This window comes from Streptomyces sp. NPDC007907 (assembly GCF_042959365.1).
GTDB lineage: Bacteria > Actinomycetota > Actinomycetes > Streptomycetales > Streptomycetaceae > Streptomyces > Streptomyces indiaensis.
In genome coordinates, this window is sequence record NZ_JBIBKR010000003.1 from 417,950 (window position 1) to 444,877 (window position 26,928).

Annotated in this window: 22 protein-coding genes and 1 pseudogene; 17 read left to right on the forward strand and 6 right to left on the reverse strand. The window is 72.9% G+C overall.

The features are described 5' to 3' along the window. The first annotated feature begins 137 nt into the window (after positions 1-137). The 4 genes from lanKC to ACFZDI_RS13295 all read left to right on the forward strand — a co-directional run bounded on the left by lanKC (position 138) and on the right by ACFZDI_RS13295 (position 6,683). Positions 138-2,762 carry a class III lanthionine synthetase LanKC gene (gene lanKC / locus ACFZDI_RS13280; protein WP_391250146.1) on the forward strand — a complete coding sequence of 875 codons (2,625 nt, stop codon included), beginning with the start codon at positions 138-140 and terminating at the stop codon, positions 2,760-2,762. Between the two features lie 55 nt (positions 2,763-2,817). Then, positions 2,818-2,931, forward strand: coding sequence for a SapB/AmfS family lanthipeptide (locus ACFZDI_RS13285; RefSeq protein ID WP_234847770.1), 114 nt, complete (start codon positions 2,818-2,820; stop codon positions 2,929-2,931). An 82-nt stretch (positions 2,932-3,013) separates the two neighbouring features. Continuing rightward, positions 3,014-4,816 (forward strand): ABC transporter transmembrane domain-containing protein, encoded by a 1,803-nt coding sequence (locus ACFZDI_RS13290; RefSeq protein WP_391250148.1) that lies wholly within the window; start codon positions 3,014-3,016, stop codon positions 4,814-4,816. A gap of 49 nt (positions 4,817-4,865) precedes the next feature. Then, positions 4,866-6,683 (forward strand): ATP-binding cassette domain-containing protein, encoded by a 1,818-nt coding sequence (locus ACFZDI_RS13295; RefSeq protein WP_391250151.1) that lies wholly within the window; start codon positions 4,866-4,868, stop codon positions 6,681-6,683. 33 nt (positions 6,684-6,716) lie between these two features. On the opposite strand, the gene ACFZDI_RS13300 is transcribed toward ACFZDI_RS13295, so the two are convergent. Beyond that, complete coding sequence (locus tag ACFZDI_RS13300) at positions 6,717-7,325, reverse strand: LuxR C-terminal-related transcriptional regulator (RefSeq protein ID WP_391250153.1); 609 nt, start codon at positions 7,323-7,325, stop codon at positions 6,717-6,719. Between the two features lie 317 nt (positions 7,326-7,642). Here ACFZDI_RS13300 and ACFZDI_RS13305 point away from each other — a divergent pair, with 317 nt between their 5' ends. After that, positions 7,643-9,799 (forward strand): SpoIIE family protein phosphatase, encoded by a 2,157-nt coding sequence (locus ACFZDI_RS13305; RefSeq protein WP_391251098.1) that lies wholly within the window; start codon positions 7,643-7,645, stop codon positions 9,797-9,799. 116 nt (positions 9,800-9,915) lie between these two features. Here ACFZDI_RS13305 and ACFZDI_RS13310 read toward each other — a convergent pair whose 3' ends face one another. Beyond that, positions 9,916-11,331, reverse strand: coding sequence for a trypsin-like serine protease (locus ACFZDI_RS13310; RefSeq protein ID WP_391250155.1), 1,416 nt, complete (start codon positions 11,329-11,331; stop codon positions 9,916-9,918). 749 nt (positions 11,332-12,080) lie between these two features. Between ACFZDI_RS13310 and ACFZDI_RS13315 the strand changes: the two genes are divergently transcribed. The 4 genes from ACFZDI_RS13315 to ACFZDI_RS13330 all read left to right on the forward strand — a co-directional run bounded on the left by ACFZDI_RS13315 (position 12,081) and on the right by ACFZDI_RS13330 (position 18,293). Beyond that, complete coding sequence (locus ACFZDI_RS13315; RefSeq protein ID WP_234847775.1) at positions 12,081-12,296, forward strand: type A2 lantipeptide; 216 nt, start codon at positions 12,081-12,083, stop codon at positions 12,294-12,296. Between the two features lie 141 nt (positions 12,297-12,437). Then, on the forward strand, positions 12,438-13,244 hold the full coding sequence (locus tag ACFZDI_RS13320) for an HlyD family efflux transporter periplasmic adaptor subunit (protein ID WP_391250157.1): 807 nt from the start codon (positions 12,438-12,440) through the stop codon (positions 13,242-13,244). Continuing rightward, on the forward strand, positions 13,241-15,466 hold the full coding sequence (locus ACFZDI_RS13325; protein ID WP_391250159.1) for an NHLP family bacteriocin export ABC transporter peptidase/permease/ATPase subunit: 2,226 nt from the start codon (positions 13,241-13,243) through the stop codon (positions 15,464-15,466). Before ACFZDI_RS13320 ends, ACFZDI_RS13325 begins: the two co-directional genes overlap by 4 nt. Before the next feature lies 1 nt (position 15,467). Then, positions 15,468-18,293: an NHLP bacteriocin export ABC transporter permease/ATPase subunit gene (locus ACFZDI_RS13330; RefSeq protein WP_234847778.1), complete on the forward strand. Its 2,826-nt coding sequence runs from the start codon at positions 15,468-15,470 to the stop codon at positions 18,291-18,293. Between the two features lie 4 nt (positions 18,294-18,297). Here the strand turns inward: ACFZDI_RS13330 and ACFZDI_RS13335 are convergent, their stop codons facing one another. Both ACFZDI_RS13335 and ACFZDI_RS13340 read right to left on the reverse strand, forming a co-directional pair. Continuing rightward, positions 18,298-18,825, reverse strand: a complete 528-nt coding sequence (locus ACFZDI_RS13335) for an SRPBCC domain-containing protein (protein ID WP_391250161.1) — start codon at positions 18,823-18,825, stop codon at positions 18,298-18,300. A gap of 5 nt (positions 18,826-18,830) precedes the next feature. Further along, positions 18,831-19,172, reverse strand: coding sequence for a metalloregulator ArsR/SmtB family transcription factor (locus tag ACFZDI_RS13340; protein WP_391250163.1), 342 nt, complete (start codon positions 19,170-19,172; stop codon positions 18,831-18,833). 388 nt (positions 19,173-19,560) lie between these two features. Here ACFZDI_RS13340 and ACFZDI_RS13345 point away from each other — a divergent pair, with 388 nt between their 5' ends. Then, the gene (locus ACFZDI_RS13345; RefSeq protein ID WP_391250165.1) at positions 19,561-20,568 is read left to right on the forward strand and encodes a Ppx/GppA family phosphatase; all 1,008 of its coding nucleotides are present in this window, start codon (positions 19,561-19,563) and stop codon (positions 20,566-20,568) included. A gap of 75 nt (positions 20,569-20,643) precedes the next feature. After that, positions 20,644-20,844 carry a hypothetical protein gene (locus ACFZDI_RS13350; RefSeq protein WP_234850724.1) on the forward strand — a complete coding sequence of 67 codons (201 nt, stop codon included), beginning with the start codon at positions 20,644-20,646 and terminating at the stop codon, positions 20,842-20,844. Between the two features lie 21 nt (positions 20,845-20,865). On the opposite strand, the pseudogene ACFZDI_RS13355 reads toward ACFZDI_RS13350, so the two are convergent. After that, positions 20,866-21,469 (reverse strand): annotated as a pseudogene (locus tag ACFZDI_RS13355) (flavodoxin family protein). Between the two features lie 74 nt (positions 21,470-21,543). Here ACFZDI_RS13355 and ACFZDI_RS13360 point away from each other — a divergent pair. From ACFZDI_RS13360 to ACFZDI_RS13370, 3 genes are read left to right on the forward strand one after another with little or no spacing between them, the layout of a single operon-like run. Continuing rightward, on the forward strand, positions 21,544-22,551 hold the full coding sequence (locus tag ACFZDI_RS13360; RefSeq protein WP_391250168.1) for an iron-containing redox enzyme family protein: 1,008 nt from the start codon (positions 21,544-21,546) through the stop codon (positions 22,549-22,551). A gap of 21 nt (positions 22,552-22,572) precedes the next feature. Continuing rightward, positions 22,573-23,229, forward strand: coding sequence for a HemK2/MTQ2 family protein methyltransferase (locus ACFZDI_RS13365; protein ID WP_234850726.1), 657 nt, complete (start codon positions 22,573-22,575; stop codon positions 23,227-23,229). Continuing rightward, the gene (locus ACFZDI_RS13370; protein ID WP_391250170.1) at positions 23,210-23,416 is read left to right on the forward strand and encodes a CDGSH iron-sulfur domain-containing protein; all 207 of its coding nucleotides are present in this window, start codon (positions 23,210-23,212) and stop codon (positions 23,414-23,416) included. Before ACFZDI_RS13365 ends, ACFZDI_RS13370 begins: the two co-directional genes overlap by 20 nt. A 208-nt stretch (positions 23,417-23,624) precedes the next feature. Here ACFZDI_RS13370 and ACFZDI_RS13375 read toward each other — a convergent pair whose 3' ends face one another. Beyond that, positions 23,625-24,059 (reverse strand): protease inhibitor, encoded by a 435-nt coding sequence (locus tag ACFZDI_RS13375; protein ID WP_234850728.1) that lies wholly within the window; start codon positions 24,057-24,059, stop codon positions 23,625-23,627. A 326-nt stretch (positions 24,060-24,385) separates the two neighbouring features. On the opposite strand from ACFZDI_RS13375, the gene ACFZDI_RS13380 reads away from it, so the two are divergent. From ACFZDI_RS13380 to ACFZDI_RS13390, 3 genes are all read left to right on the forward strand, one after another. After that, positions 24,386-24,943, forward strand: a complete 558-nt coding sequence (locus ACFZDI_RS13380) for a hypothetical protein (RefSeq protein WP_391250172.1) — start codon at positions 24,386-24,388, stop codon at positions 24,941-24,943. Positions 24,944-24,976: 33 nt separating this feature from the next. Beyond that, on the forward strand, positions 24,977-25,666 hold the full coding sequence (locus tag ACFZDI_RS13385; protein ID WP_391250175.1) for an alpha/beta fold hydrolase: 690 nt from the start codon (positions 24,977-24,979) through the stop codon (positions 25,664-25,666). Positions 25,667-25,747: 81 nt separating this feature from the next. Continuing rightward, on the forward strand, positions 25,748-26,917 hold the full coding sequence (locus ACFZDI_RS13390; protein ID WP_391250177.1) for an alpha-hydroxy-acid oxidizing protein: 1,170 nt from the start codon (positions 25,748-25,750) through the stop codon (positions 26,915-26,917). Positions 26,918-26,928: the final 11 nt, after the last annotated feature.

The following is a 26,928-nucleotide window of genomic DNA, read 5'->3' on the forward strand; positions in this document are numbered from 1 at the left end:
GGCGGCGACGGGGGTCGCTCGAATGAAACCGAACATGTCTTGACGCATGCGTTCCGCACGGTGTTCTCGTGACAGGCGTGACTGTGCGTGGCCGGTGGGTGGCTGGAAAGCTCGGTGCTCGTCACGGAGGGGGACGCATGGACAAGCGGTACGAGGTGTACGCGCTGGCCGACCGGCATTTCTACGAGACGCCGGACCGGCTCACGCGGGGCGGCCAGGACACGGCCGCCGTCCACCTCTACGAGACGGCCCGCCGGCCGCTGCCCGAGGGCTGGGAGTCGGCCCGGATCGGCGACTGGCAGACGATGACGCCGCTCGGCCCGGACGGCGAACCGCTGCAGGGCCCGGCCCAAGGGTGGAAGATCCACGCCTCGGCGACCCGGGCGAACGCGGAGGAGATCGCCCGGATCGTGTGGGACTACTGCGTCGAGCAGCGGGTCCCCTTCAAATTCGTGCCGGGTCCGCACCTGCTCCACCTGCGCAACACCAAGTACGCCCCGCGCGACGGCAGCGGCAAGTTCGTCACGGTCTACCCGGCCGACGAGCGGCAGCTGCACCGGGTGCTGCGTGAACTGGGCGAGCTGCTGAAGGGTTTCGAGGGGCCGTACATCCTCACCGACCTGCGCTGGGGCGAGGGCCCGCTGTACGTGCGCTACGGCGCCTTCGCCCGTGCGTTCGTGGTGGACGAGCGGGGTTCGCTGGTGCCGGCGGTGCGCGACGGGGAGGGCCGGCTGGTGCCGGACCGGCGGTCGCCGTCGTTCCAGGTGCCCGAGTGGGTGACGCTGCCGCCGTTCCTCCAGCCGTATCTCGACGCCCGGAACAACACGACGACGGGCGAACTGCCGTACCGCATCGAGAAGGCGCTGCACTTCTCCAACGGCGGCGGCGTCTACGCGGGCACCGACACCCGTGACGGGCGCAAGGTCGTCCTCAAGGAGGGCCGGCCGCACGCGGGGCTCGCCTCGGACGGCACCGACGCGATCGCCCGGCTGGAGCGGGAGAAGCAGGCGCTGGAGCAGGTCGCGGGCACCGGCGTGGTGCCTGAGGTGCGGGACTGGTTCGAGCTCGGCGGCCACCGGTTCCTGGTGATGGACTTCCTGGAGGGCCGTCCGCTCAACTCCTTCTTCGCGGAGCGGCATCCGCTGCTCACCCAGGACCCGGACGCGGAGACCGTCGCTTCCTACACGTCCTGGGCGCTGCGCATCCACCGCCGGGTGGAGGAGGCCGTGGCGGCGGTGCACGCCCGGGGCATCGTCTTCAACGACCTGCACGTCTTCAACATCATGGTCGCCCCGGACGAGGAGACGGTGTTCCTCCTCGACTTCGAGGCCGCGGCACCGGCCGGGGAGAACGGCCGTCAGGTCGTCGCCCACCCCGGGTTCTTCGCCCCGCCGGACCGCCGCGGCGCCGACGTCGACCGCTATGCGCTGGCCTGTCTGCGGCTGGCCCTGTTCCTGCCGGTCACCACGCTGTTCGTGGTCGACCGCGGCAAGGCGGCGCATCTGGCGGAGGTGATCTCCAAGGAGTTCCCGGACGTGCCGCGGGAGTTCCTCGACGAGGCGGTCACCGAGATCACCCGGGAGGTGTCCGGCCGTACCGTGGCCACCGCCTCCGCGCCGGTGGACCCGGGCGACTGGCCCTACAGCCGCGACTCGATGGTCAAGGCCATCCTCGCCTCGGCCACCCCGGAGCGCGACGACCGGCTCTTCCCCGGCGACATCGCCCAGTTCTCCGACGGCGGCGGGCTCGGGCTCGCACACGGCGCCGCGGGGGTGCTGTTCGCGCTGGACGCGGCCGGCGCCGAGCGGTACGAGGAGGGCGAGCGCTGGCTGCTGGACCGTACTTCACCGCCCCCGGTCGGCACCCCGCTCGGCCTGTACGACGGGCTCGCGGGCGTCGCCCTGGTCCTCGACCGGCTCGGGCACCGGCAGCGGGCCCTGGACCTGGTCGAGGGCATCCTCGCCGAGCGGTGGCAGAACCTCTCCTCCGACCTGCACGGCGGACTCGCCGGGCTGGGCCTGGTCCTCGGGCACCTGGCCGGCACGACCGGCGAGGCGGAACTGGGCGAACGGGCCCACGAGGCCGCCCGGATCCTCGTCCAGCGGCTCACCGAGCCGGTCCCTGCCGGGTCCCGGCCGCGCGCCGGCCTGCTGCGCGGCGCGAGCGGCGCCGCCCTGCTGATGCTGCGGCAGTACGAGTGGACCGGTGAGGAGGCCTGGCTGGAGGCGGCGGCCGTGGCCCTGCACCGGGACCTGGCGTCCTGCGTGACCCGGGAGAACGGCTCGCTGGAGGTCGACGAGGGCTGGCGGACCCTGCCCTACCTCGGCGACGGCAGCGCGGGCCTGGGCATGGTCCTCGACGATCTCGTGGCCCACTCCCCGGGCCGGGCAGCGGAGTTCGCAGGGGCCCGTTCCGGAGTGCTCACCGCGGCCACCTCCCGCTTCTACGCGCAGCCCGGGCTCTTCCAGGGCCGCGCGGGAATGATCCTGCACCTCAGCCGCACCACCACGCCGGGCGCGACCGAGGACCGGCTGGCCGCGCAGATCGCCGGGCTCGGCTGGTTCGCGATGACCTACGAGGGCCAACTCGCCTTCCCGGGACACCAGATGATGCGGCTCTCCATGGACCTCGCCACCGGAACGGCAGGGTGCCTGCTGGCGCTCGGCGCGGCGCTCGACCCCGCGGCCGGCGCCCACCTGCCGTTCCTCCCGCCGCCCACCGGCGGCCCCCAGACGCGGTTCCGCGATCCCGCGGAGTCGTGACACCACCCCGTCCCCACGGATGACCACGGACGGACACCCAACGGAAGGAATCACCATGGCACTTCTCGACCTGCAGACCATCGAGACCGAAGAGCGCACGGACGGCGGCAACAGCACGGTGAGCCTGCTCTCCTGCATCAGCGCCGCGAGCGTTCTGCTCTGTCTCTGATCCACGGTCTGCTCGCTCCGGGCGGCTCTCTCCCTTCGAGGAGGGGCCGCCCGGGCTCCTTCCCGTTCCAGGAAAGGCCCGTATGACCCCGCGCGGCGACGACGACCCGGCGGCCGGACACGCGCGCACGCTGCTGCGCACGGCCACCCGGTACAGCGGGTCCCGCTGTGTGGTGCTGTGCCTGGTGAGCACCGCCGCCACCGGTGCCGGACTGCTGCTCCCGGCTGTGCTCGGCCGGGCCCTCGATCTCGTGCTGGCACACGCCCCGGCGACCCGCTGGGTGCTCTGCTGCGCCGGCCTCGTCCTGCTGCTGGGTCTGCTCGACGCGGCCCAGACCGTCCTCACCGGCACCGTCGACGCCCGTACGACGGCCTGGCTGCGCCGCCGGCTGACCGGGCACGTCCTGGGCGTCGGCCCGCGGGCCGCCGACCGCTTCGGCTCCGGTGACCTCGTGGCCCGTCTGGTGGGCAACGCCGCCGAGGCGGGCACCACCCCGGCGGCCCGTGCGGCGCTGCTGGCCGCGCTCGCCGGGCCGGTCGGCGGGGTGATCGCCCTCGCGGTGATCGACTGGTGGCTCGCGGCCGTGTTCCTCGCCGGAGCCCCCGTGCTGGCGTTTCTCCTGCGTGCCGTCTCCCGGGACACCTCCGACAGCGCGTCGCGCTATCAGCAGGCCCAGGGGCGGATCGCTGCCGCGCTGGCCGAGGCCGTCGAAGGGGTCCGCACCGTCCGGGCGGCCGGCACGGAAGGCCGGGAGGCGGCCCGGGTGCTGCGGCCGCTGCCCGAGCTGTCCCGGGCAGGGCACCGCATGTGGCGGGTGCAGGGGCGGGCGGCGGCCCGGGCGGTCGCCGTGGCGCCGCTGCTGCAGCTCGCGGTCGTCGCCGTGGCCGGGGTCCTGCTCACCCGGGACCGGCTCTCGGTGGGCGAGGTGCTGGCGGCCTCCCGGTACGCGGTGCTGGCGACCGGTGTCGGTGTGGTGGTGGGCCGCCTCGCGGGCCTGGCCCGGGCCCGGGCCGCGGCCCGGCGCCTCGGCGAGGTCGGGACCGAACCCGCCACGACGTACGGCGACCGCCGGCTGCCCGCCGGGCCAGGGCGGCTGGAGCTGCGCGGGGTGACGGCCCGGCGCGGCGGACGCACCGTGCTCGACGGGGTGGATCTCGACGTGCCCGGCGGCACGACGCTGGCGGTGGTCGGCCGGTCCGGCTCCGGCAAGTCGCTCCTGGCCGCGCTCGCCGGACGGCTGGCCGACCCGGACGGGGGCGAGATACTGCTCGACGGTGTGCCGCTGCGCGAGCTCGGCCACGACGACCTGCGGGGTGCCGTCGGCTACGCCTTCGCCCGCCCGGCGCTCCTCGGCGGGACGGTCGAGCAGGCGATCGGCCTCGGCCTGGCCGCCCCCTCCCCCGCCCGGGTCCGGAAGGCGGCCCGCACGGCCCGCGCGGACGACTTCGTCCGCCGTCTCCCCTACGGATACGGCACGCCCGTCGCGGATGCCCAACGCTCGGGTGGCGAGTCCCAACGGCTGGGCCTGGCCCGGGCGTTCGCGCACGGGGGGCGCCTGCTGATCCTCGACGACGCCCTCTCCAGCCTCGACACGGTGACGGAACGCCACATCACCGACTCGCTTTTGGGCGACGGCCCGGGAACCACCCGCCTCCTGGTCGCCCACCGGGGTGCGACGGCAGCGTGTGCCGATGCCGTGGCGTGGCTGGACGGCGGGCGGGTGCGGGCCGTGGGGCGGCACGAGGAGCTGTGGCGGCTGCCGGAGTACCGGGCGGTGTTCGGGGACGGAGCCGACCCCGCCGACACCCCTGCGGCGGACGGCGGTTCACGGCCTGCGCCGGACACCCGGGGCACGGTGAGCGGGGAAAGGGGTGTGACGGCGTGAGCAGCAGCCGGACCTGGACAGGTGGGTCTGCCGGGGCCGGAGTGCGGCCATGACCGCCGCCACCGGCCTTGCCGCCCGGGGCCTGGCCTTCCTGCTGGCCCGTCGGCGGGTGCTGCTGCGGCTCACCGCCTGGTCCGTGCTGGAGACCGGGCAGACCTTCCTCATCGGGTACGGCACCGCCCGGGCCCTGGACGAGGGGTTCCTGCGCGGCCGGGCGGATGTCGGACTGGCCTGGCTGGCGGTGACCGGCCTGGGCGTCCTGCTCGGCGCGCTCGGGACCGCCCGGGTCTACGCAGCCGTCGCCGACCTGGTCGAACCGCTCCGGGACCGGCTCGTGGAGCGGGTGGTCTCGCGCGGTGTGCGGACCGGTGAGGCCCGCTCCCTGTCGGGGCTTACCCAGCAGGTGGAGATCGCCCGGGACACCTTCGCCGGACTGGTCATGGTCTCCCGCTCGTTCGTGTTCACCTCCGCCGGTGCCCTGGCGGGGCTGTTCACGCTCGCCCCGCCGCTTCTGCTGGTCGTGGGGCCGCCCCTGGCCCTGGGCATGGCGCTGTTCGCCGCGACGCTGCGGCCCCTCGCCCGGCGGCAGGAGACGTTCCTGGTCGCCGACGAGGCCCTCGCCGGCGACCTCGGCACCGTGTGCCCGGGCCTGCGCGACGTCACGGCGACCGGCGCCGAGGCGCAGATCGCCGCGGGCACCGGGGAACGGGTCGAGGCGGAACTGCGGGCGGCTCGCGCGCTGGCCCGCTGGGGCGTGCTGCGGGTGGCGTCCCTGACGATCGGCGGGCAGATGCCGATCGTGCTGTTGCTGGCCGCCGCTCCCTGGCTGCTGGCCCACGGCGTCACCGCGGGCGCCCTGGTCGGTGCCCTCGCCTACGTCACCCAGTCGCTGCTCCCGGCCCTGCGGAACCTGATCCACGGGCTGGGCACGAGCGGATCCCGCCTGACGGTGGTGCTGCGCAGACTGGCCGCGACGGACACCGACCCGCCTCGCCCGCCGGAAGACTCGGGCCCGGTGTGCGGGACGGTGACCGAGAAGATCCGGGCGACCGACACCAGCGGGGACATGCTGACGCGGCCCGCCTTCGCCGGTGCCGGGCTGCGTGTGCCCGTGACCCCGGGCGTCGCGGCGGACCACGCCACCGCGCCCCCCGCCCTCTCGCTCACGTCCGTAACCTTCGCCTACGGCCCCGCCAGCGCGCCCGTCGTGCACGACTTCGACCTCACCCTCCCGCCCGGCGCGCACCTGGCCGTCGTCGGCCCCAGCGGTACCGGCAAGTCCACGCTCACCGCGCTGGTGGCGGGGCTGCTCATGCCCTCGCACGGCACCGTCCGGGTCGCCGGGCACCCCGTGCCCGGCCCCGAGGCCGCCGCCGCCCGGGTGCTCATCCCGCAGGAGGCGTACGTCTTCGGCGGCACCCTGGCCGAGAACCTCGCCTATCTGCGTCCGGGCCCGGTGCCCGAGGAGGAGCTGCTGGCCGCGGCCGAGGCGGTCGGCCTCGCCCCGCTGGCCGCGCGGCTCGGCGGACTGGGCGCCCGGGTCGATCCCACGGCGCTGTCGGCGGGCGAACGGCAGCTGATCGCGCTGACCCGGGCCTATCTGTCGTACGCCCCGCTCGCCCTGCTGGACGAGGCGACCTGCCATCTGGACCCCGGGGCGGAGGAGCGCGCCGAGCGGGCGTTCGCCGCGCGGCCGGGCGGGACCCTGGTGGTCGTGGCCCACCGCATCAGCTCGGCCCGCCGCGCCGACCGGATCCTCGTGATGGACGGGCGGAGCACGGCGTACGGCGGCCATGAGGACCTGCTGCGGTCCTGCGCGCTGTACCGTGACCTGGTCGGAAGCTGGACCCCCGCACCGGCCCGGTAACGACCGGATCCGGCCGGACGCGACGCGCAGGGGTCAGAGCCAGCCCTGGCCCTGGGAGATGCGTATCGCGTCGATGCGGTTGCGGGCCCCGGTCTTGCGGGTGATGGCGGCCATGTAGTTGCGCACCGTCCCGTGGGACAGGTGCAGACTCCCGGCTATCTCCGCGATGGAGGCTCCCTCGGCCGCGAGCGACAACACGCTCAGTTCTCTGCGGGTCAGCGGCATCTCGGCCGCCTTGAGGAACCCGAAGCCCAGCGAGTCGTTGACGAAACGTTCCCCCTCGGCAACGCGACGGATCCCGCGCAGCAGATTCTGCGGGGATCCCTCCTTGTCGACGTACCCGAGCGCCCCCGCCTCGACCGCCCGCTTCAGCAGGCCCGGCCGGTTCGCGGTGGCGAGCACGAGTAATCGGGGGCGCACGCGGTCCGGCCCGGGCCGGCACAGTTCGCCCAGCGGAGGAATGCCGTAGGAGTCCGCGCACTCCAGGTCCGCCGCGCACACGTCCGGCCGGACCGACCGCACGGTGCCCGGCGCGCCGCGCCACGACGTGTCGTGCACCGCCAGGTCGGACTTCTGGCGGAGCCACTCCGCCAGCACCGACCGCACCAGACACTCGTCGTGGACCAGAAGCACCCGGATCACTGCCACCCCTCGGCTCGCTGTACGCCCCCTCGTCGTGGTGAGCGTCTGCCCCATTGTTCGCGACCGTGACCCTCCGTGGGCGCGAAGAACCGGCCATCAGGATGCGCGGGGGCGCACGCCCAGCGCCCGTACGCCCGGCCACGCTTCGACTACGGGGGCATGGGTCGGCAAGGTCGGGGTACGAGAATTCGCCCTGTGGGGCCGACCCCCGTGTGACCGACGGTAATCGGCACCCGTCGCGGAACCGCTCGTCGTGCGGGACGGGCCGCCAGGGAGGAGATTTGTTCCTGAACCCGGTCGCGCGGCCGTGCGAGGAGGTGGTCGGCGTGTCCGACGGGCAGTCGTCCGCACAGGCGCCGGCAGCCGCCCGGACGCCGGTCGGCCGTCCCCTGCTCTCGCTGGCCCTGGCCTCGATGATGGACGAGGTGCACGCCCACTCCGGCGCGGTGTACCTGATGGCACCGGATCAGCCGGTGCTGGAGATGGCCGTGATGGCCGGCCTGCCCCGGGCGTTCGCGGCGCCCTGGGAGCGGGTGGGCCTGAGCTCGCCGATCCCGGTCGCGGACGCGGCGCGCGAACGGCGGCTGGTGTGGGTCGGCGGCGAGGAGGAGATGGCCCGCCTCTACCCGCGGATCGCCGTGGTGCTGCCCTACCCGTTCGCCCTGGCCGCGGTGCCGGTCGCCACCGAGTCGACCGTCTACGGCGCGGTCTTCGTGACCTGGCCGGGTGCGCATCCGGCGGAGATGTCCGACCACGAGCGCGACCATCTGACCGCGGCCTGCGGGCGGCTGGCGGTCCGGCTGGAGCGGGCCGCCCAGCACAGCATCCCGCCGCACCCCGAGACCGACATGCTCGCCTCGCCCCTGGTGGGCGACATGGCGGGCACGCTCGGCACGGTCGAGGCGGCCCGGATGGTGAGCCGGCTGCCCTACGGTCTGGTCTCGCTGGACCTGCACGGACGGGTCGGCTTCGTGAACGCGGCGGCGGCCGAGCTGCTGAACGTCCCGGTCAGCCGGCTGCTCGGCACCCAGCTGTGGGCATCGGTGCCCTGGCTCAACGACCCGGTGTACGAGGACCGCTACCGGGCCGCGCTGCTGAGCCAGCACGTCACCTCCTTCGTGGCGCTGCGCCCGCCCGGCGAGTGGCTGTCGTTCCGGCTGTACCCGAGCACGACAGGCCTGAGCGTCCGCATCACCAGGTCCCGGACCGTCTCCCGGATGAACCGGACCACGCCGCCGCCCGACGGGGCGCCGTCCCGGCTGGTCACCATCTCGCAGGTGCTGGACCTGGCGGGGGCGCTCACCGAGGCGGTGGGTGTGCAGGACGTGGTGCAGCTGGTCGCCGACGAGATCGCCCCGGCGGTGGGCAGCCAGGCCCTGGTCATGCTGGGCTCGCGGGCCAAGCGGCTGCGGGTGCTCGGGCACCGCGGGTACCGGGACCCGCACGTGGTGGAGCGGTTCGACGGGATGCCCCTGACCGAGTCGACACCGGGCACCCAGGTGCTGCGGACGGGCGTGCCCGCGTTCTTCGAGTCGCAGGAGCAGCTGGAGCGCCTGTACCCGGCGCGGCGCGCGACCCCCGACGGGTTCGCGGCCTGGGCGTTCCTGCCGCTGATCGCCCAGGGCCGCCCGGTGGGCACGTGCGTGCTCTCCTACGCCGAACCGCACCCGTTCCCGACGGACGAGCGGGCCGTGATGACGAGCATGGCCGGGCTGATCGCCCAGGCCCTGGAACGGGCGCTGCTGTACGACGCCAAACACCGGCTCGCGCACGGTCTGCAGGAGGCGCTGCTGCCGCACTCCCTGCCGGCGCTGCCCGGCATCGAGGCGGTCGGCCGCTATGTGCCGGCCACTCAGGGCATGGACATCGGCGGCGACTTCTACGACCTGGTCGGCGCCCAGGGCAGGGCGGCGGCGGTGATCGGGGACGTGCAGGGCCACAACGTGACGGCGGCTGGGCTGATGGGCCAGGTCCGCACGGCGGTGCGCGCGTACACCACCGTGGGGCAGGCGCCCGAGGAGGTCATGCGCAGCACCAACCGGCTACTGCTCGACCTCGGGTCCGACCTGTTCGCCAGCTGCCTGTACCTGCGGCTCGACCCGGAGCACGGGCGGGCCGTGATGTCCCGGGCGGGGCATCCCCCGCCGCTGTTGAGACGGCCGGACGGCCGGGTGCGGGTCCTCGATCTGGCGGGCGGCCCGCTGCTGGGCATCGACGCCTCCGCGGTGTACCCGACGACGGAGGTCGCCCTGCTCCCCGGTTCGCTGCTGGTCCTCTACACGGACGGTCTCGTCGAGTCCCCCGGTACGGACTTCGAGGAGGCCCTCGCGGATCTCGGCCGGCGGGTGGGCGATTCCGGGGACCTGCCGCTGGACGAGCTGGCCGACAGCCTCGTCCACCAGGAGCGGCACCACGCGGACGGGGAGGAACGGCTCGATGACATCGCCCTGTTGCTGATCCGGGCGCTGGGATAGGGCCGTCGGGGGTCGGCAGCCGGCCGGGGACGCAGGCGAGCCGGCCCGGTTCCGCCAGGAAGGGGGGCGGAACCGGGCCGGCCGCGTCGGACCGGCTGCCGACGGTTGTGCAGGGGTCAGCGGGACTCGGTCAGACCCGAGTGGTCCTCGGCACCCTGACCCGCGTCCTGACCGGCGCCCGCGTCCTGACCGGCTCCGGCGCCCGCTTCGTCGCCCCCGGCCTGCTCGCCGGCACCGGCACCTGCCTCTTCGCCGGCTCCGGCGTCTTCACCGGCTCCGGCTTCCTCACCGGCGCCCGCACCGGCTTCGCCGCCGGCACCGGCCTCTTCACCGGCGCCCGCCTCGTCGCCCGCGCCGGCCTCCTGCCCCGCACCGGCCTCGTCGCCGGCACCGGCGCCGCCGCCCGCGGCACCGCCCGCGCCGAGGGTCGCGCCGACCGCCTCCAGCGCGGTGGTCACCGGCTGGAAGAACGTCTCGCCGCCGGCCGTGCAGTCACCGCTGCCGCCGGAGGTCAGGCCGATGGCGAGACCGTCCTGCGTGAACAGCGAGCCGCCGCTGTCGCCGGGCTCGGCGCAGACGTCGGTCTGGATGAGGCCGGTGACCGTGCCCTCCGGGTAGTTCACCGTGGCGTCCAGGCCGAGGACCTGGCCGTCGTTGAGCCCGGTGGTGCTGCCCATCCGGAAGACCTGCTGGCCGACGGTCGCCTCGGCGGCCTCGGTGATCGGCACGGTCTGGTCGCCGGTGTTGACCTCGCTGGGCGCCTCGGTCGCCGGGTCGTCGTACTTCACGAGTGCGAAGTCACCGTTGCCGGGGAAGGTCGACTGGTCGACCGTGGCGATCGGCTGGCCGCCCTGGGTGTCGGACCATTCGTTGCCGCCGAGGGTGCAGTGGCCGGCGGTCAGGAAGGCCGGGGAGCCGTCGCTCGCGGTGACGTTGAAGCCGAGAGAGCAGCGTGAGCCGCCCGCGAAGATGGCGTCGCCGCCGGAGACGAACGGCTTGAAGGTGCCGGAGGACTTCTTGAGCGTGGCCATGCCGGAGCCGAGCTCCTGCACGGTGGATTCCAGTCTGTCCCACTTGGCGCCGGTCACGGTGCTGTCGGCCGTCACGAGGAGCTTGTTGGTGCGCGGGTCGATCGCCCACGAGGTGCCCGCGATCGTCGCCTCGGACTTCAGCGTCGACGCCCCCTCCTGGAGCTCCGACCAGCTGTTGTCGACCTCGCGGACCTTCGCGCCGGCCGCCTTCGCCTGCACGATCACGTTGTTGTTGTCGCCCGGGACGACGTTGACGACGAGCTGCTTGTTGTCGCCGTCGTAGTACGAGCCGCCGAACGCGTCACCGAGGAGCCCGGAGAGCTGGGAGGCGAGATCCGAGGCGTCGCCCGCCTTCAGGGTCTTCGGCGCGCCGGCCGCGTCGCCGGACGAACCGTCCTGCGAGGCGTTGGCGTTGGGGAGCAGGATCGCGGCGGCGCCGAGCGCCACCACACTGCCCGCCGCTATCGCGGCCTTGCGCTTCGGAATTCGCTTGTGACTCAAACTTCTCTCCTCCTGGGGAACGGAGTAGGTGCCGCCGTCCGGCAGCTTCTGGGGGGCGCCTGGATGGCTGTTGGTACGCACGGGCCGCACGGGGCGTTCAATTCCGTTTGCAAGTGATCCCTTCGCACCGCGGAATCAGCCAACTCCCGCCGTGCGCAAGCGGACCCGTGCACGCGGCGACCGCCCTGCTCACAGCGGCCGGTCCGGCGGGCCTGGCCCGGCGGGGTCCGCGGCGCGCCATGGCCGGATGACGGCCTTTCAGCAACCGACGCCGCGTCAGCCCCACCGGAAGGAAACGCTTCGTATCCGGCCGGGAACGATCTGTCGCAGTTCCGGAGTCGAATCCCGGCTTCAGCGAATCTGCACATCGAATGCTCAACCCGGTCACCGAAAGGAGGGTTGTCCACAGACCCCGCCGCGTCGGTCACGCCTTTGGGGCGGGAGTGCCGGATTCGCCTCCCGGCGACTCAAGACCCCGAATGCGCCGATGCGATGGCGCATGTGAAGAACTCGCCGCCAAGCGGTGCGCAGACCTCCACTCATCGGTACCGCTGGGGCGCAAGTGTCCTGGTGAGGGGGGTGGTTGATTGGAAGCTGCGAGCTGCGGCGTGCTTTGATCCATCGCACCGCGGGGGCCGCTCAGGGCACTCGGAAACGGATGTCCGGCGCTCGCGGTCGCGGCCGTCATCTGTCCCCCAGAGGGGGCCGCTCCCCCCTTGTGAGATATCCATATGAAGGGAAGTTCCACCATGAACTCCACCCCCCAGGTCGAGACCGTCGAAATCGCTGACGCCGCGCTCGACGCCATCTCCGGCGGCCTGTCCGTGAACGCCGTGAACACCGTCACCGACACCGTTGACGGCATTGCCCCCGTCTCCGGCCTGGTCGACACCGCCGTCGGCACCGTCGAGGGCGTCACCGGCCTGAACACGGCCCCGGTCACCGGTCTGGTCTCCGGCCTCTGATCGAGCCCTTGTGCCGTTGATTCCCGGAACCGCAGCCCGCGGTTCCGGGTTCTTCGGGTTCCGTATACATCTCTCCCACGGTTCCGCGTGAGTCTCCTCCACGGTCCCGTATGAACCTCTTCCACGGGTGAGGGAAGTTCCTTGCAGTTCCGCCAACAGGCCCTCGCCAAGCTCCAGTCCCCGGAGGAGCTCGACCTGCCGGTGCGCTTCGCCCGCCCGCAGGGCTGGCTCGTGCTCTCGGTGACGGTCGTCGCCATGGCGGCCGCCTCGGTGTGGGCCGTGACCGGCTCGGTGACCTCCACCGTCAGCGCGCCCGCCATCATCACGCACGGGCAGGGCAGTTACCTCCTGCAGAGCCCCGTCGCGGGCCAGGTCACCGCGGTGCTCGCCGAGCAGGGCGAGCAGGTCCCCGCGAACTCCCCCGTGCTCAAGGTCCGCACGCCCGAGGGCGAGGCGGTCGTCCGCACCCTCGCCGCCGGCCGGGTCTCCGCGCTGGCCGCGACCGTCGGGCAGATCATCCGGACCGGCGCGAACGTCGCCGCCGTGGAGAAGGTCGCCCACACCGGCGATCCGCTCTACGCCACCGTGTACGTCCCGGCGGAGAACGCAGCCTCGATCCCCGACGACGCGGCCGTGGACCTCACCGTGCAGTCGGTGCCGACACAGGAGTACGGCGTGCTGCGCGGCCATGTGAAGTCGGTGGACCGCGCGGCGCAGTCCCCGCAGACGATCGCCGCCTTCCTCGGGGACAGCCAGCTGGGCGAGCAGTTCACCAAGAAGGGCAGGCCGGTGGCCGTGACGGTACGGCTGGACAAGTCCTCCGCCACGAAGAGCGGTTACCGGTGGTCGTCCGCGGACGGGCCCCCCTTCAGGCTGACCTCCATGACGCTGGCCTCCGGTTCGATCCGGCTCGCCGACCAGCGCCCCGTCGACTGGCTGCTGCCATGAGCGCGACCGCACAGGAACCCCGCAGCAGGCGCCGCGCCGCCCCGCCGAAGCGCAAGGTGCCCAAGGCCCGGGCCAAGACCGTCCGCACCCCTACCGTGCTCCAGATGGAAGCCGTCGAGTGCGGCGCCGCCTCCCTGGCGATGGTGCTCGGCCACTACGGCAAGCACGTCCCGCTGGAGGAGCTGCGCATCGCCTGCGGCGTCTCCCGGGACGGCTCTCGCGCCAGCAACCTCCTCAAGGCGGCCCGCTCCTACGGCCTGACGGCCAAGGGCATGCAGATGGACCTGGCCGCCCTCGCCGAGGTGAAGTCGCCGGCCATTCTGTTCTGGGAGTTCAACCACTACGTCGTCTACGACGGCACGGGCCGCCGCTTCGGCCGCCGCGGCGTGTACATCAACGACCCGGGCAAGGGCCGCCGGTTCGTCCCCATGGAGGACTTCGACGGCAGCTTCACCGGTGTCGTGCTGGTGATGGAGCCCGGCGAGGACTTCACCCGGGGCGGCCGCAAGCCGGGCGTGCTGGGCGCGATGCCCGCACGGCTGCGCGGCACCGCGGGCACCATGCCCGCCGCGGTCCTGTCGAGCCTGCTGCTGGTGGCGGTCGGCGCGGCGGTGCCCGCCCTGAGCCGTACCTACATCGACGAGTTCCTGATCGGCGACCAGACCTCGCTGCTCGGCGTGCTGTTCACGTCGATGGCGGCCTGCGTGCTGCTCACGGTCGTGCTGACCTGGCTCCAGCAGGCCAACCTGCTGCGCGGCCGCATCATCTCCTCGACCCTGTCCAGCGCCCGCTTCCTGCGGCATCTGCTGCGGCTGCCGGTGACGTTCTTCTCCCAGCGCAGCCCGGCCGACCTGGTGCAGCGGTTGCAGTCCAACGACGCGGTCTCCGAGACCCTGTCCCGCGACCTCGCGGCGGCCGGCGTGGACGCGATCGTGGTCGTGCTGTACGCGGTGCTGCTCTACACCTACGACCCGCAGCTGACGTTCGTCGGCATCGGCGTGGCCCTGCTGAACGTCGTGGCGATGCGGGTCGTCATCCGGCTGCGGGCGACCCGCACGGCGAAGCTGCGCGCGGACACCGCACGCCTCACCAACACCGCCTACACGGGCCTGCAGCTCATCGAGACGATGAAGGCCACCGGCGGCGAGGACGGCTACTTCCGCAAGTGGGCCGGACAGCATGCCACCACCCTGGAGGAGCAGCAGCGGCTCGGCGTGCCGAGTGCCTGGCTCGGCGTGGTAGCGCCGACGCTCGCCACCCTCAACAGCGCGCTGATCCTGTGGATCGGCGGTATGCGGGCGGTCGAGGGACACATCTCGGTGGGTCTGCTGGTCGCCTTCCAGGCACTGGTCACCCGCTTCACGGCCCCCCTGACCCGGCTGAACGGCGTCGCGGGCCGCATCCAGGACTTCGCGGCGGACGTGGCCCGGCTGAAGGACGTGGAGAACTTCCAGGCCGACCCGCTCTACGGCCGGCCGGGCGCCTCCGAGTCGACGCGCCGTCTCCAGGGCCATGTCGAGCTGGAGAACATCACCTTCGGCTACAGCCCCCTCGACAAGCCGCTGCTGTCCGGCTTCGACCTGACGGTCGGGCCCGGGCAGCAGGTGGCGCTGGTGGGCGGCTCGGGCAGCGGCAAGTCCACGGTGTCCCGGATGATCTCCGGGCTGTACGCGCCGTGGGAGGGTGTGATCCGCATCGACGGGCAGCGCATCGAGGACATCCCGCGCGGGGCGCTGGCCGCCTCGGTGTCCTTCGTCGACCAGGACGTGTTCCTCTTCGAGGGCACGGTCCGCGACAACGTGGCGCTGTGGGACCCGTCGATCCCGGACGACGCGGTGGAGGAGGCGTTGCGCGACGCCGCCCTGTACGACGTGATCACGCGCCGCCCGGGCGGTATCCACAGCAAGGTGGAGCAGGACGGCCGCAACTTCTCCGGCGGTCAGCGCCAGCGCCTGGAGATCGCGCGGGCGTTGGTGCGCCGGCCGAGCATCCTGGTGCTCGACGAGGTGACGAGCGCGCTGGACGCGGAGACCGAACAGGTCGTGATGGACAACCTGCGCCGGCGCGGCTGTGCCTGTGTGGTGATCGCGCACCGGCTCAGCACGGTCCGCGACAGCGACGAGATCGTCGTCCTTCAGCACGGCACGGTCGTGGAGCGGGGACGGCACGAGGACCTGGTGGCCCGCGGCGGTGCGTACGCGGCCCTGGTCAGGGAGCGGTGAGATGACGACCGTTCACGAAGGGCACGACGGCGACCTCGTGCTGGGCGCCTTCGGGCAGATGGGCTCGCGCATCGACTGCGCCGGCTTCAACCGGCTCGACCTCGAGGGGCCGCAGGTGCTGTGGCTGGTCGTGTCCGGCGCCGTGGACCTGTTCGCGGTCGACGCCGGGCAGCAGGGCCACTGGCATCACCTCGGCCGTCTGGAGGCCGGTTCGCTGGTGCTCGGCCCGGTGCCGGGCCCGGAGCACACCCTGGTGGCCCGGCCGCTGCGGGACTGCGTGGTGCACCGCATCGGGCTGCGCGAGCTGTACCAGCCGGCCGACACGGCGACCTGGTCGTACGACGAGTACGGCAATCCGCAGTACGTGCCGCCGACGACGAGTCCACTGGAGTACGCACTCGCCCTCGGGGTCGGCCGCAGCCTGTCGATCCTCTTCCAGGCGCCGATGGCCACCGAGCGGGCGGCGGCCCCCACCGACGACGACGTGTTCTGGATGCAGGTGCCCCCGGGCAGCGTGCAGTACGGCTCGCTGTACGGCGCAGAGGCCGCGGCCGACCTGCTGATGGATCCGGCGCTGTGGCAGTCCATGGTCGACCAGCAGTACCGGCTGCTGACCACGCTGGACCGCTGGATCGAGCAGCTGGAGCGCACGCACGAGTCGCGCACCGCCGAGGGCATCAAGGCCGGTGAGGCGGTGCGCGCCCAGGCGGACCGGACACTGCTCGCCTCCATCGGGAAGCGGTCGGGCAAGCGGACCACCTCGGCCGACGCCGACGCCACGTACGCGGCGTGCAGGCTGGTCGGGCAGGCGGCCGGGATCCGCATCACCGAGCCGACCCAGAAGGGCACCGGCGGCGACCGTCTCGACCCGGTCGAGCAGGTCGCCCTGGCCTCCCGCGTGCGCACCCGGGCGGTTCGCCTCGACGGCCGCTGGTGGCGGGACGACGTGGGGCCGCTGGTGGGTCAGCGGGCCCTGTCGGGGGCGCCGGTGGCGCTGCTGTGGCGGCGCGGCGGCTACGTCGCGGTGCATCCGTCGACCGGGCGTGAGACACCGATCGAGAAGGCCAACGCCGACGAGTTCGAGCCGCGCGCGGTGATGTTCTACCGTCCGCTGCCGGAGCGGCGGCTCGGTCCACTGGGGCTGCTGCGGTTCTGCCTGCGGGGCATGCGCGGCGATCTGACGGGTCTGCTGCTCAGCGGTCTGGTCACGGTGGCGATCGGCGCGCTGGTGCCGGTCGCGACCGGCAAGGTGCTGGGCGAGTTCGTGCCGAAGGCGCAGACGGGCCTGATCGTGCAGGTGTGTCTCGCGGTGATGCTGAGCAGTGTGGTGGCCGCGGCCTTCATGCTCTTGCAGAACCTGACCATCCTGCGGATCGAGGGCCGGATCGAGGCCACGCTCCAGCCGGCGGTGTGGGACCGGCTGCTGAGGCTGCCGACGAAGTTCTTCACCGAGCGCTCCACCGGCGAGCTGGCGAGCGCGGCCATGGGCATCAGCGCGATCCGCAGGCTGCTGGCGGGTGTCGGGCCGACGGTCGCCCAGTCGGTGACGATCGGCGCGATGAACCTGGGGCTGCTGTTCTGGTACAGCGTGCCGATGGCGATGGCCGCGATCGGCATGCTCGTCGTCATCGCGGCGGTGTTCCTGGGACTCGGGCTGTGGCAGGTGCGCTGGCAGCGGCGTCTGGTGGTGCTCTCCAACAAGCTGAACAACCAGGCGTTCCAGACGTTGCGCGGACTGCCGAAGCTGCGGGTGGCGGCCGCCGAGAACTACGCGTACGCCGCGTGGGCGTCGGAGTTCGCACGCAGCCGTGAGCTCCAGCAGAAGGTCGGCCGCATCAAGAACCTCACGACGGTGCTGGGCGCGGTGTACCTGCCGCTGTGCACCCTGCTGATGTTCATGCTGCTGGCGGGTCCGGCCCGGGGCTCGATGTCGGCGGCGGCGTTCCTCACCTTCAACACCTCGGTGACGATGGTGCTGACCTCCGTCACGCAGCTGACGGGCTCGTTCGTCTCGGCGGTGGCCGCGCTGCCGCTGTTCGAGGAGATCAAGCCGGTGCTGGACGCGACGCCCGAGGTGCGTACGGCGAGTACGCGGCCGGGTCCGCTGACCGGGGCGATCGAGGCGCGGCGGCTGTCGTTCCGCTACTCGGACGACGGTCCCCTGGTGTTGGACGACGTGTCGTTCGAGGTGCGGCCGGGCGAGTTCGTCGCGGTCGTCGGCCCGAGCGGCTGCGGGAAGTCGACACTGCTGCGGCTGCTGATCGGCTTCGACCGGCCGGTGTCGGGCAGCGTGCTCTACGACGGGCAGGACCTGGCGGCCCTCGACCAGTCGGCGGTGCGCCGCCAGTGCGGTGTGGTGCTCCAGCACGCGCAGCCGTTCACCGGTTCGATCCTGGACGTCATCTGCGGCACCGAGCCGTACACGCCGGAGGAGGCGATGGCGGCGGCGGAGATGGCGGGCCTGGCCGAGGACATCAAGCGGATGCCGATGGGGCTGCACACCATCGTCGCGGGCAGCGGAGCCGTCTCCGGCGGCCAGCGCCAGCGGCTGATGATCGCCCAGGCACTGATCCGGCGGCCCCGCATCCTCTTCTTCGACGAGGCGACCAGCGCGCTCGACAACGAGACGCAGCGCACGGTCATCGAGAGCACCAAGGCCCTCAACGCCACCCGGGTCGTCATCGCGCACCGGCTGTCGACCGTGATGGACGCCGACCGGGTCGTGGTGATGGAGGACGGCAAGGTCATCCAGCAGGGCCCGCCCGCCCAGCTCCTCGCCGACACGAGCGGACGGCTGCACGAGCTGGTGCGGCGTCAGATGGCGTGAGCGGTCAGTCCAGTCCGGGCACCGGTGCGCCAGAGGGCACCCCTGCCGCCACATAGGCGGCGTAGAGCTCCTTCCAGGGCGCGTCGGCCCCGGCGTGCGGAGCCGCGGTCTCCTCGCCGCGCGCCCTGGCGTCCAGAGCGGCCAGGCAGACCTCCCAGCCGGCGCCGTTGCGGGCGGCGCTTTCGTCGGTGTCGAGGACGTTGGTGAGCGTGAAGCGGGTGCTCCTCTCGCCGGTCTGCTCCAGGTCGAAGTGGAGTTCGTCCCCGCCCCACTCGAACGACAGGTGCCGGGGCGGGTCGACGGCGAGGACCCGGCCGGTGGAGTCCTCCATGTGCGGGTCTCCGCTGAAGGTGACGGTGCCGCCGGGGCGCAGCTCGATCTCGGCGCGGGACGGGAACCAGCGCTCCAGCTCGTCCGGGTCGGTCACGAACTGCCAGACACGGTCGACGGGGTGGTCGTAGAGGCGGCTGAAACGGACGGCGGGACGGCCGTCCTCCAGGGTCAGATAAGTGCCGGTGAGGTCCGTGGTCACGGTGATCAGTCCTTGGCTGCGGGGGGTTCGGAGGCGTCCGGCGTATCGTCGAGCCGGCGGCCCAGCGCGTCGAGGCTCTTGTTCCACAGCGCGCGGTAGGGGGCGAGCCAGGTGTCCAGGGCGGCGATCGGGCCGGGGTCGAGGGCGTAGACGCGGCGCTGGGCGTCCTGCCGCACCCGGACCAGCCCCGCCTCGCGCAGCACCTTCAGGTGCTTGGAGGTGCTCGGCTGACTCAGTCCGCACGCCTCGACGATCTCACCGACGGACCGGGGCCGCTCCAGGAGCAGGGCGACCATGGCCCGCCGATGGGGGTCGGCGAGCGCGGTCCAGAGGGCGGCGTCGGGCATGACTTCAATATGCCTCCCGAGTTATATGCGCGTCAAGGAATGCGAACTTTCCCCTTCTCGTACACGTCCCTCGAAAACGTGGTGCTCCCATGCCACGGAAATCCCTCCCCCGACAGCGCGCCCGAGGGCCCCGCCGCCCGGACCACGCCCCCCGCGGCCTCGCCGAAGCGGTGGTGGATCTCGCGGTCTCTCGCGGTCATGGCCCTCGCCCGGTCGATGGGGGTGCCGGACGAGCCACACGAGCGCGTCCTGGTGGTCCGCCGGTTCCGCCGGTCATGCGCAGGTGACCGGCCGGGAGCGCAGGGGGCCGTCACGCACAGGGCCCGGCAGTCCCTCTTCCCTGCTGCGCTGCCTGTTGGGCGGCCCCGTAAATGGGTACCCACCGGCCATGCGAATCAGCGTGGTGGACGTGGGATCGAACACGGTCAGACTTGTGGTCGCGGACGCGGCGGACGGGGTGCCGCTGCCCGTGCACACCGCCAAATGGCGACTCAGGCTGTCCGAGCAGGTCACACCGGGGGGACCCATCCCGGAGCAGGCCGTTGCGCAACTCGTGGACGCGGTGGCCGAGGCGAGCAGGACCGCCACCCGCTGGGGTGCGGCCGACCCGCCGGCCTTCGCGACCGCCGTGGTGCGCAACGCACCGAACCGGCACGAGGTGCTGCGCACCGTCCGCGCCCGTACCGGCGTCGACCTGTGCACCCTGCCGGGCGAGGTCGAGGCCGAACTGACGTTTCTCGGGGCCCGGCGCTGGATGGGCTGGCGCTCGGGGCCGCTCGCCCTGCTCGACATCGGCGGGGGCACCCTCGAAGTCGCCTTCGGGCGCGGCCGGCTGCCGGACTTCGTGGCGTCCTTGCCGTTGGGGGCGCGGCGGTTGACGCACGAGTTCTTCGACGACGAGGACCCGCCGTCGCCGGAGCGCGTCCGTGCGCTGCGCCGCAAGGTACGCCACCAGTTGCGGGACGTGGCGGCGCGGATCCGGTGGGAGGGACCGCGCACCGCGGTCGCCACCTCCCGCACCTTCCAGCAGCTGGGCCGGCTGTGCGGCGCGGCGCCCGGACGCCACGGACCCTTCGTGGACCGCCAGATGCGCCGCTCCGACCTGCGGACGGCGATCACGCAGCTGGCCGCTCTGCCCGCCGCCGAACGCGCGCACCTGCCGGGCATCTCCGCACCGCGCGCCGCACAGAGCCTGGCCGGAGCGGTGGTGGGGCACACCGCGCTGAAGCTGACCGGCATCAAGGCCGTCACGGTCTGCCCCTGGGCGATCCGAGAGGGCGTGCTGCTGCGCCACATCGAGGACGGCCCCTCCTGGTGGGCCGAGGTCGCCAGGAGCAGCGAGGAGGCCGCCCCCGCCGACCCGGTGCCGCTGCGCATCGCCCGGGCCTCCAGCTGACCGCCCCCGCCGTGACCCGCTGACCGGACCACCTCCACCACGACCGGACGTACCGCACACGGAAAGGAGCACCCTGTGACCCAGCACCAGGATCAGCACCGCGACGAGGACCGGCAGGGCAAGCCGGCCGAGACAGCACTCGAAGAGGTGCTGCGGGAGGTCGAGGACGCCGAGAAACGCGCCCGGGACTCCGCCGAGGAGCGCCGCCACCGGGGCGAGGCCGGGGATGCCACCACTCCGAACACGCGTGCGCAGGAGGAGTCCGAGGGGGACTGACGGGTACCGGGCGGGCCCGGGCTACGGGGGCGGCGGTCCGCGCGGCCGCGCGGCCAGGGCCCGGGCCACACCGAGCAGGTTCGCCGACATGGCCCGTCCGGTCGACCGCGACCAGTCGTGGCCCCGCTCGGCGTCGAGGAAGCTCGGCCCGGGCCCCGGCCCCTGGTTCCAGTACGTCCAGGCCTGGCCCGGGATGGTGCAGCCGATGTCCTCAAGGCCTCTCGTGATCTCGTCGATCACATGGGCCCCGTCCTCGTTGCCGGTGACGACCACGCCCGCCACCCGGTTGTAGGCCACCGGCCGGCCCTCCTCGTCGGTCTCGGACAGCTTGGCGTCCATCCGTTCCAGGACCCGCTGCGCCACCGAGGACGGCCCGCCCAGCCGGGTCGGCGAGGCGATGACCAGGATCTGCGACTCCAGCAGGCGTGCGTGCACCCCCGGCCACGCAACACCGTCGTCCACCGGTTCGCTGGTCACTCCCGGAGCGATGTCCGGGTCGACGGCCCGTAGGACGTCGACGTCCACGCCGTCCTTCCGCAGCTGCTCGACCACGACGTTCGGCAGCGCCTCGGTTCGAGGTCTCGGGCGACTTCTTGAGGGTGCAGTTCACCACCAGTGCCTTCATGACCCGCCGGAGTACCCCCTGGGCGGGTGTCACGCTGCGGGTGACCATGCGCGCCGCGCGGGTACCCGGCGCGCATGGAGCACGAAGGACCACCACTTCCCACCCCGCGCGGACCGCTGAGCAGGGGCGTCGACGCCCATCTGCGGGGCGCAGGCCGCCTGCCCCGCCTGGAGGAGGTCGCCCGCGCCGAGGTGTACGGCGACGACCTCCAGCTCGCCCTCTACCTGTGCTACGAGCTGCACTACCGCGGCTTCGCGGGCGTTCCCCCGGAGCGCGAGTGGGATCCGGACCTGTTGCGCGTCCGCGCGGCCATGGAGCACCGTTTCCTGTCCGCCCTGCGCAGTGACGCACACGTCCACGACAGCGTGGACGAGGCACTGGCCGGGCTTCTGGTCGAGCCCGTCGAGGGCACGGGCGTCAGCCACTTCCTGCGGGACGAGGGCGAGCTGTGGCAGGTGCGCGAGTACGCGGCCCAGCGCTCCCTCTACCACCTCAAGGAGGCGGACCCGCACGCCTGGGTGCTGCCCCGGCTGTCGGGCCGGGCGAAGGCGGCGATGGCGGCGGTGGAGTTCGACGAGTGGGGCGGCGGCCGCGCGGAGCGTGTGCACGCCCGCCTGTTCGCGGACCTGATGGCGGACCTGGGCCTGGACACCGCCTACGGCCGCTACCTGGACGCGGCGTGCGCGGAGGCCCTCGTCACGGTGAACATGATGTCGCTCTTCGGGTTGCACCGGGCCCTCAGGGGCGCCCTCGTCGGGCACTTCGCGACGGTGGAGATCACCTCGTCACCGGGGTCGCGCCGGCTCGCCGAAGCGATGCGCCGCACCGGCGCGGGGCCCGCCGCCGAGCACTTCTACGACGAGCACGTCGAGGCGGACGCGGTCCACGAGCAGGTGGTGCGGCACGACGTCATCGGCGGACTGCTGGAATGCGAGCCGTATCTCGCCCCGGACGTCGCCTTCGGCATCGGCGCCACGGAGTTCGTGGAGGAACGCTTCGGCGCCCGGCTCCTGGCCGACTGGCGCGCAACTCGTTCGTCACTGCATGCTCCCCTCGCCCAGGAAGCAGCTCATATCTCCTGATGTCCGGGGTACCCGGCGTCCGTGATTGCACTGGTACTCCCGGGCGTGTACGCCCCACAGGAAGACACCGAGCTGCTGGCCGGTGCCCTGTCCGACGAGCCGCTGCCTCCGGGTGCGCGCGTCCTCGACGTGGGCACCGGCAGCGGCGCCCTGGCCCTGGAGGCCGCGCGCCGGGGCGGCCGTGTGACCGCCGTGGACGTGTCCTGGAGCGCCGTGTGGGCCGCGCGGCTGAACGCCCGGCTCGCGGGGCTCCCGGTCCGCATCCGGCACGGGAACCTCTTCGAGCCCGTGCACGGAAGGACGTTCGATCTGATCCTGGCCAACCCGCCCTACGTGCCGTCGCCGGACGGCCATCACAGGCCGCCCCGGGGTGCTGCCCGGGCGTGGGACGCGGGCGCCGACGGGCGGCTGGTCGTCGACCGGATCTGCCGCGAAGCGCCCGGTCTGCTGCGGCCGGGCGGGGTGCTGCTGCTCGTGCAGTCGGCACTCAGCGGCCCGGACCTGACCGTCGAACAGTTGCGGTCGGCCGGTCTGAAGGCCGCGGTGACCCGCCGGCGCCGCATCGCGCTGGGGCCCGTGCTGCGCGGCCGGGAACGCTGGCTGCGGGAGCGGGGACTGCTGCCCGCCGCCGAGGACAAGGAAGAGTTGGTGGTCGTCCGTGCCGAACTCCCCGTCTGACCGGTCCGCGGCGCCGCGCCGCGTCAGCGTCCAGCGCAAGGGCCCGCTGCTGTTGGAGGGCCCGGTGGAGGTGGAGCTGGAGGACGGCTCCGTCGTCTCCTCCGACCGCTTCCGCGTGGCCCTGTGCACCTGCCGCCGCAGCCGCCGCTACCCGTGGTGCGACACCAGCCACCGCGACCGGGCCTAGCCCGGACTCAGCACGACCGGCCTGGACACCCTGACCCCACGTGAGAGCCCGGGCGTGGAACGACCCAGGGGCCGGCGGGCGGCCCCACTCCGCCCGCCGGCCCCCTTGCGCGAGATCGCGACTCCTCGTGACAACGGCCCGGCTCCCCAGCCACGGCCCGCTGTGCTTCACGGGTACGGCGCGATCCCGGTCTGTGGGCTCAGCCCTCTCAGAAGGAGAAGACTCCCGTCCCGTAGGCGTTCTTCATGCAGTCGTTGGAGAACGTGCGCTCGTAGGAGACGCGCTTGCCCTGCCAGACTCCGTCCACCGTGACGACCACGGGGTCGTACTGCTTGGTGCACATCACGCCGTCCCTCGCCGTCAGGGCGTTGAAGTCGCCGCCGACGCCGCGCAGTTCGGCACAGGCCGCGCCGGCCGCCGGGTGTGTTCCGGTGGGCGTCGGCGCACAGCTCAGGGTGACCGCGCGTTCGGGAGTCGCTGCGATCGCGCTCTCCCCGTGGCCCACCGTGAGGACGAGGGCCGAGGGGGCGTAGAGCGCGGTGGGGGCCTGACCCGGAGAGGCGAGCGCGGCCCCGGAGAGGGGTCCGCAGACGGCGGTGGCCGTCATGCCGATGGTCGTGGCCCAGCGCGCGGTGGTCCGCATTGTGTGCATCCTTCCGCATCGATTACAGGGTGCGCCGTCCCGTGCTCGGTCGGTGCCCGGAGCGGCGAGCGCGAGTCTGCCGAGTCCGCAGCGGAAACACACATCGACCCCACGGGTTTCAGTAACATTGCGTATTGAAACAGTGGCGTGAAGTTACGGAATCTGCGCGTGTGAAGCCCGTAACTGCGCGGTTCCCGGGGGCGTGAAGCGGCCAGATGGCCGATTGCCGCGGGTTCGTTAATAGGCCTGAAACATTCCGATTCCGCTCTCGGCCGACTGCTTTGCGACCCCTTGTGTTCATGGAACGGCCGAGTAATCGTCATTACATGATTACGAGACAGCAGCGAGAGAAGCTCCGCGGCTGGTTCGCCGGCCGCCTGCCCGACGACCTCTTCGATGAGCTGACCGAGATCACGGTCGACCGCGAGGAGATCACCGTCATCGGCCGCATCCCCGCACCCCGACTTGCCGGGGACGCCCCGGCCGCCGAGCGGGACGCGGCCCTGGAGAGCCGTGCACAGGAGTTCCGGGAGCGCACCCGCGAGGACCGGATGGCCGTGGCGCGGGAGGCCGAGCAGCGGTTCGGCCGCAAGGTGTCCTGGGGCGTGGAGTGCGGCGGGCGGCGGACCCTCTTCACGCACGTGGCCGCACCCGTCATGACACGGCTGCGCCAGCCCGAACGCCAGGTCCTCGACACCCTGATCGCCGGCGGCGTCGCCCGCAGCCGCAGCGACGCGCTGGCCTGGTGCGTGCGTCTGGTCCAGCGCCACACGGACGACTGGCTCGCTGAGCTGCGCGACTCCCTCGAACACGTCCAGCGCGTCAGGGCCCAGGGACCGGACACCGAGCCGGACCCCACACCGCGCACGGACGAGGAGGAGTGAGGGGTTGTCAGACCCTTCGGTTACGTTGCAGGCATGAGCGACTTCATACTGGTGGCCGGGGCATGGCTCGGGGCGTGGGACGAGGTGGCCGTGGAGCTGCGCGGCGCCGGGCATGACGTCCACGCGCTGACGCTGTCGGGGCTCGCCGAGAGACGGGACACACGGCCGGACGGGCAGCAGACGCACGTCCGGGACATCGCCGAGGAGGTGGAGCGGCTCGATCTGCGGGACGTCGTCCTGGTCGGGCACAGCTACGCCGGTATTCCGGTCGGGCAGGCCGCCGCGCGGATCGGCGACCGGCTGCGGCGCGTGGTGTTCGTCGACGCCAACGTACCGGTGGACGGTGAGTCGTTCCTGTCCGGCTGGCCCAGCGAGCACGTACGGCGGACGATCGACGCGCAGGGCGGATACTGGCCGCCGCTCGGTCCCGAGGAGTACGCGGGGCACGGCCTGACGGACGAGCAGATCGCCCGGATCGTGGAAGCAACCCCGCACCCGGGCATCACGCTCACCGAACCGGCCGTCCTCGACCGCCCCCTGAGCGAGCTGCCGGCGACGTACGTGAAGTGCCTCCTGGACGGCCACGAACCGATGCCGGCGGTGGCCGCGCTGCTCGGGAGTGACAGCTGGGAGCTGGTGACGCTGGACACCGGCCACTGGCCGATGTTCTCGCAGCCGAGCGCCCTGGCACGCGTGCTGCACGAGGCGGCGGCCCGCCCCTGATCCACCGGAGCGCATACCGCTCGGTATCGTCGCCCCCACGGCACGGTCTCGACGAGGAGACGACGAGAGGCGGGGCGTACGGTGGGCAAGCACTGGGCGGACTTCCAGTACGAGATCTATCTGAACGGGATGACGGGCGCCGTGCCGCGGCTGCCCACCGATCTGACCCGGCTGGAGGAACTCACCGAGCAGCGGCTCGGGCCCGGCCCGGTGGGCTATGTCGCGGGCAGCGCGGGCGACGGCAGTACGGCCCGGGCCAACCGGGCGGCCCTGGAGCGCCGGCGGATCGTCCCGCGCATGCTGCGGGACGTGCACGACCGGGATCTGTCGGTCGAGGTCCTGGGCCGTGCCCTGCCGGCGCCCCTCGCGCTGGCGCCGGTCGGAGTCCTGTCGATCATGCACCCGGACGCCGAGTCCGCCGCGGCCCGGGCCGCCGCCGCGCAGGGCGTGCCGTACATCCTGTCGTCCGCGTCCAGCACCCCCATGGAGCAGGTCGCCGAGGCGATGGGCGATGCCGAGCGCTGGTTCCAGCTGTACTGGCCCAAGGATCCCGAGGTGGCCCGCAGTTTCCTGAACCGGGCGAAGGCGTCCGGGTACACCGCGCTGGTCGTCACCCTGGACACGCCGCTGCTGTCCTGGCGGCCGCGCGATCTGGACCAGGCGTACCTGCCGTTCCTGCACGGGGTCGGCACGGCCAACTACTTCTCGGACCCGGCCTTTCTGGCAGGTCTGGCCAAGCCGGTGCACGAGGATCCGAACGCGGCCGTGATGCATTTCGTCGGGATGTTCTCCGACCCGGCCAAGAGCTGGCCGGACCTGGCGTTCCTGCGGGAGAACTGGGACGGCCCGATCGTCCTCAAGGGCGTCCTGCACCCGGACGACGCGCGCCTGGCCGCCGACGCGGGCATGGACGGTGTGGTCGTCTCCAACCACGGCGGCCGTCAGGTGGCCGGGTCCGTCGCCGCGGCCGACGCCCTCCCCCGCGTGGCGGAAGCCGTGGGTGACCGGCTCACCGTCCTCTTCGACAGCGGTATCCGCACCGGCGACGACATCGTCAAGGCCCTCGCCCTCGGTGCCCGCGCGGTTCTCGTCGGCCGCCCGTACGTCTACGGCCTCGGGCTCGACGGGCGGGCCGGTGTCGAGCACGTCATCCGCTGTCTGCTCGCCGAACTCGACCTGACGCTCGCCCTGTCGGGCCATGCCACGCCGAGCACGGTCGGTCCGGCCGACCTCGTCGAGGATCCGGTGTGAGCCGGGGATCC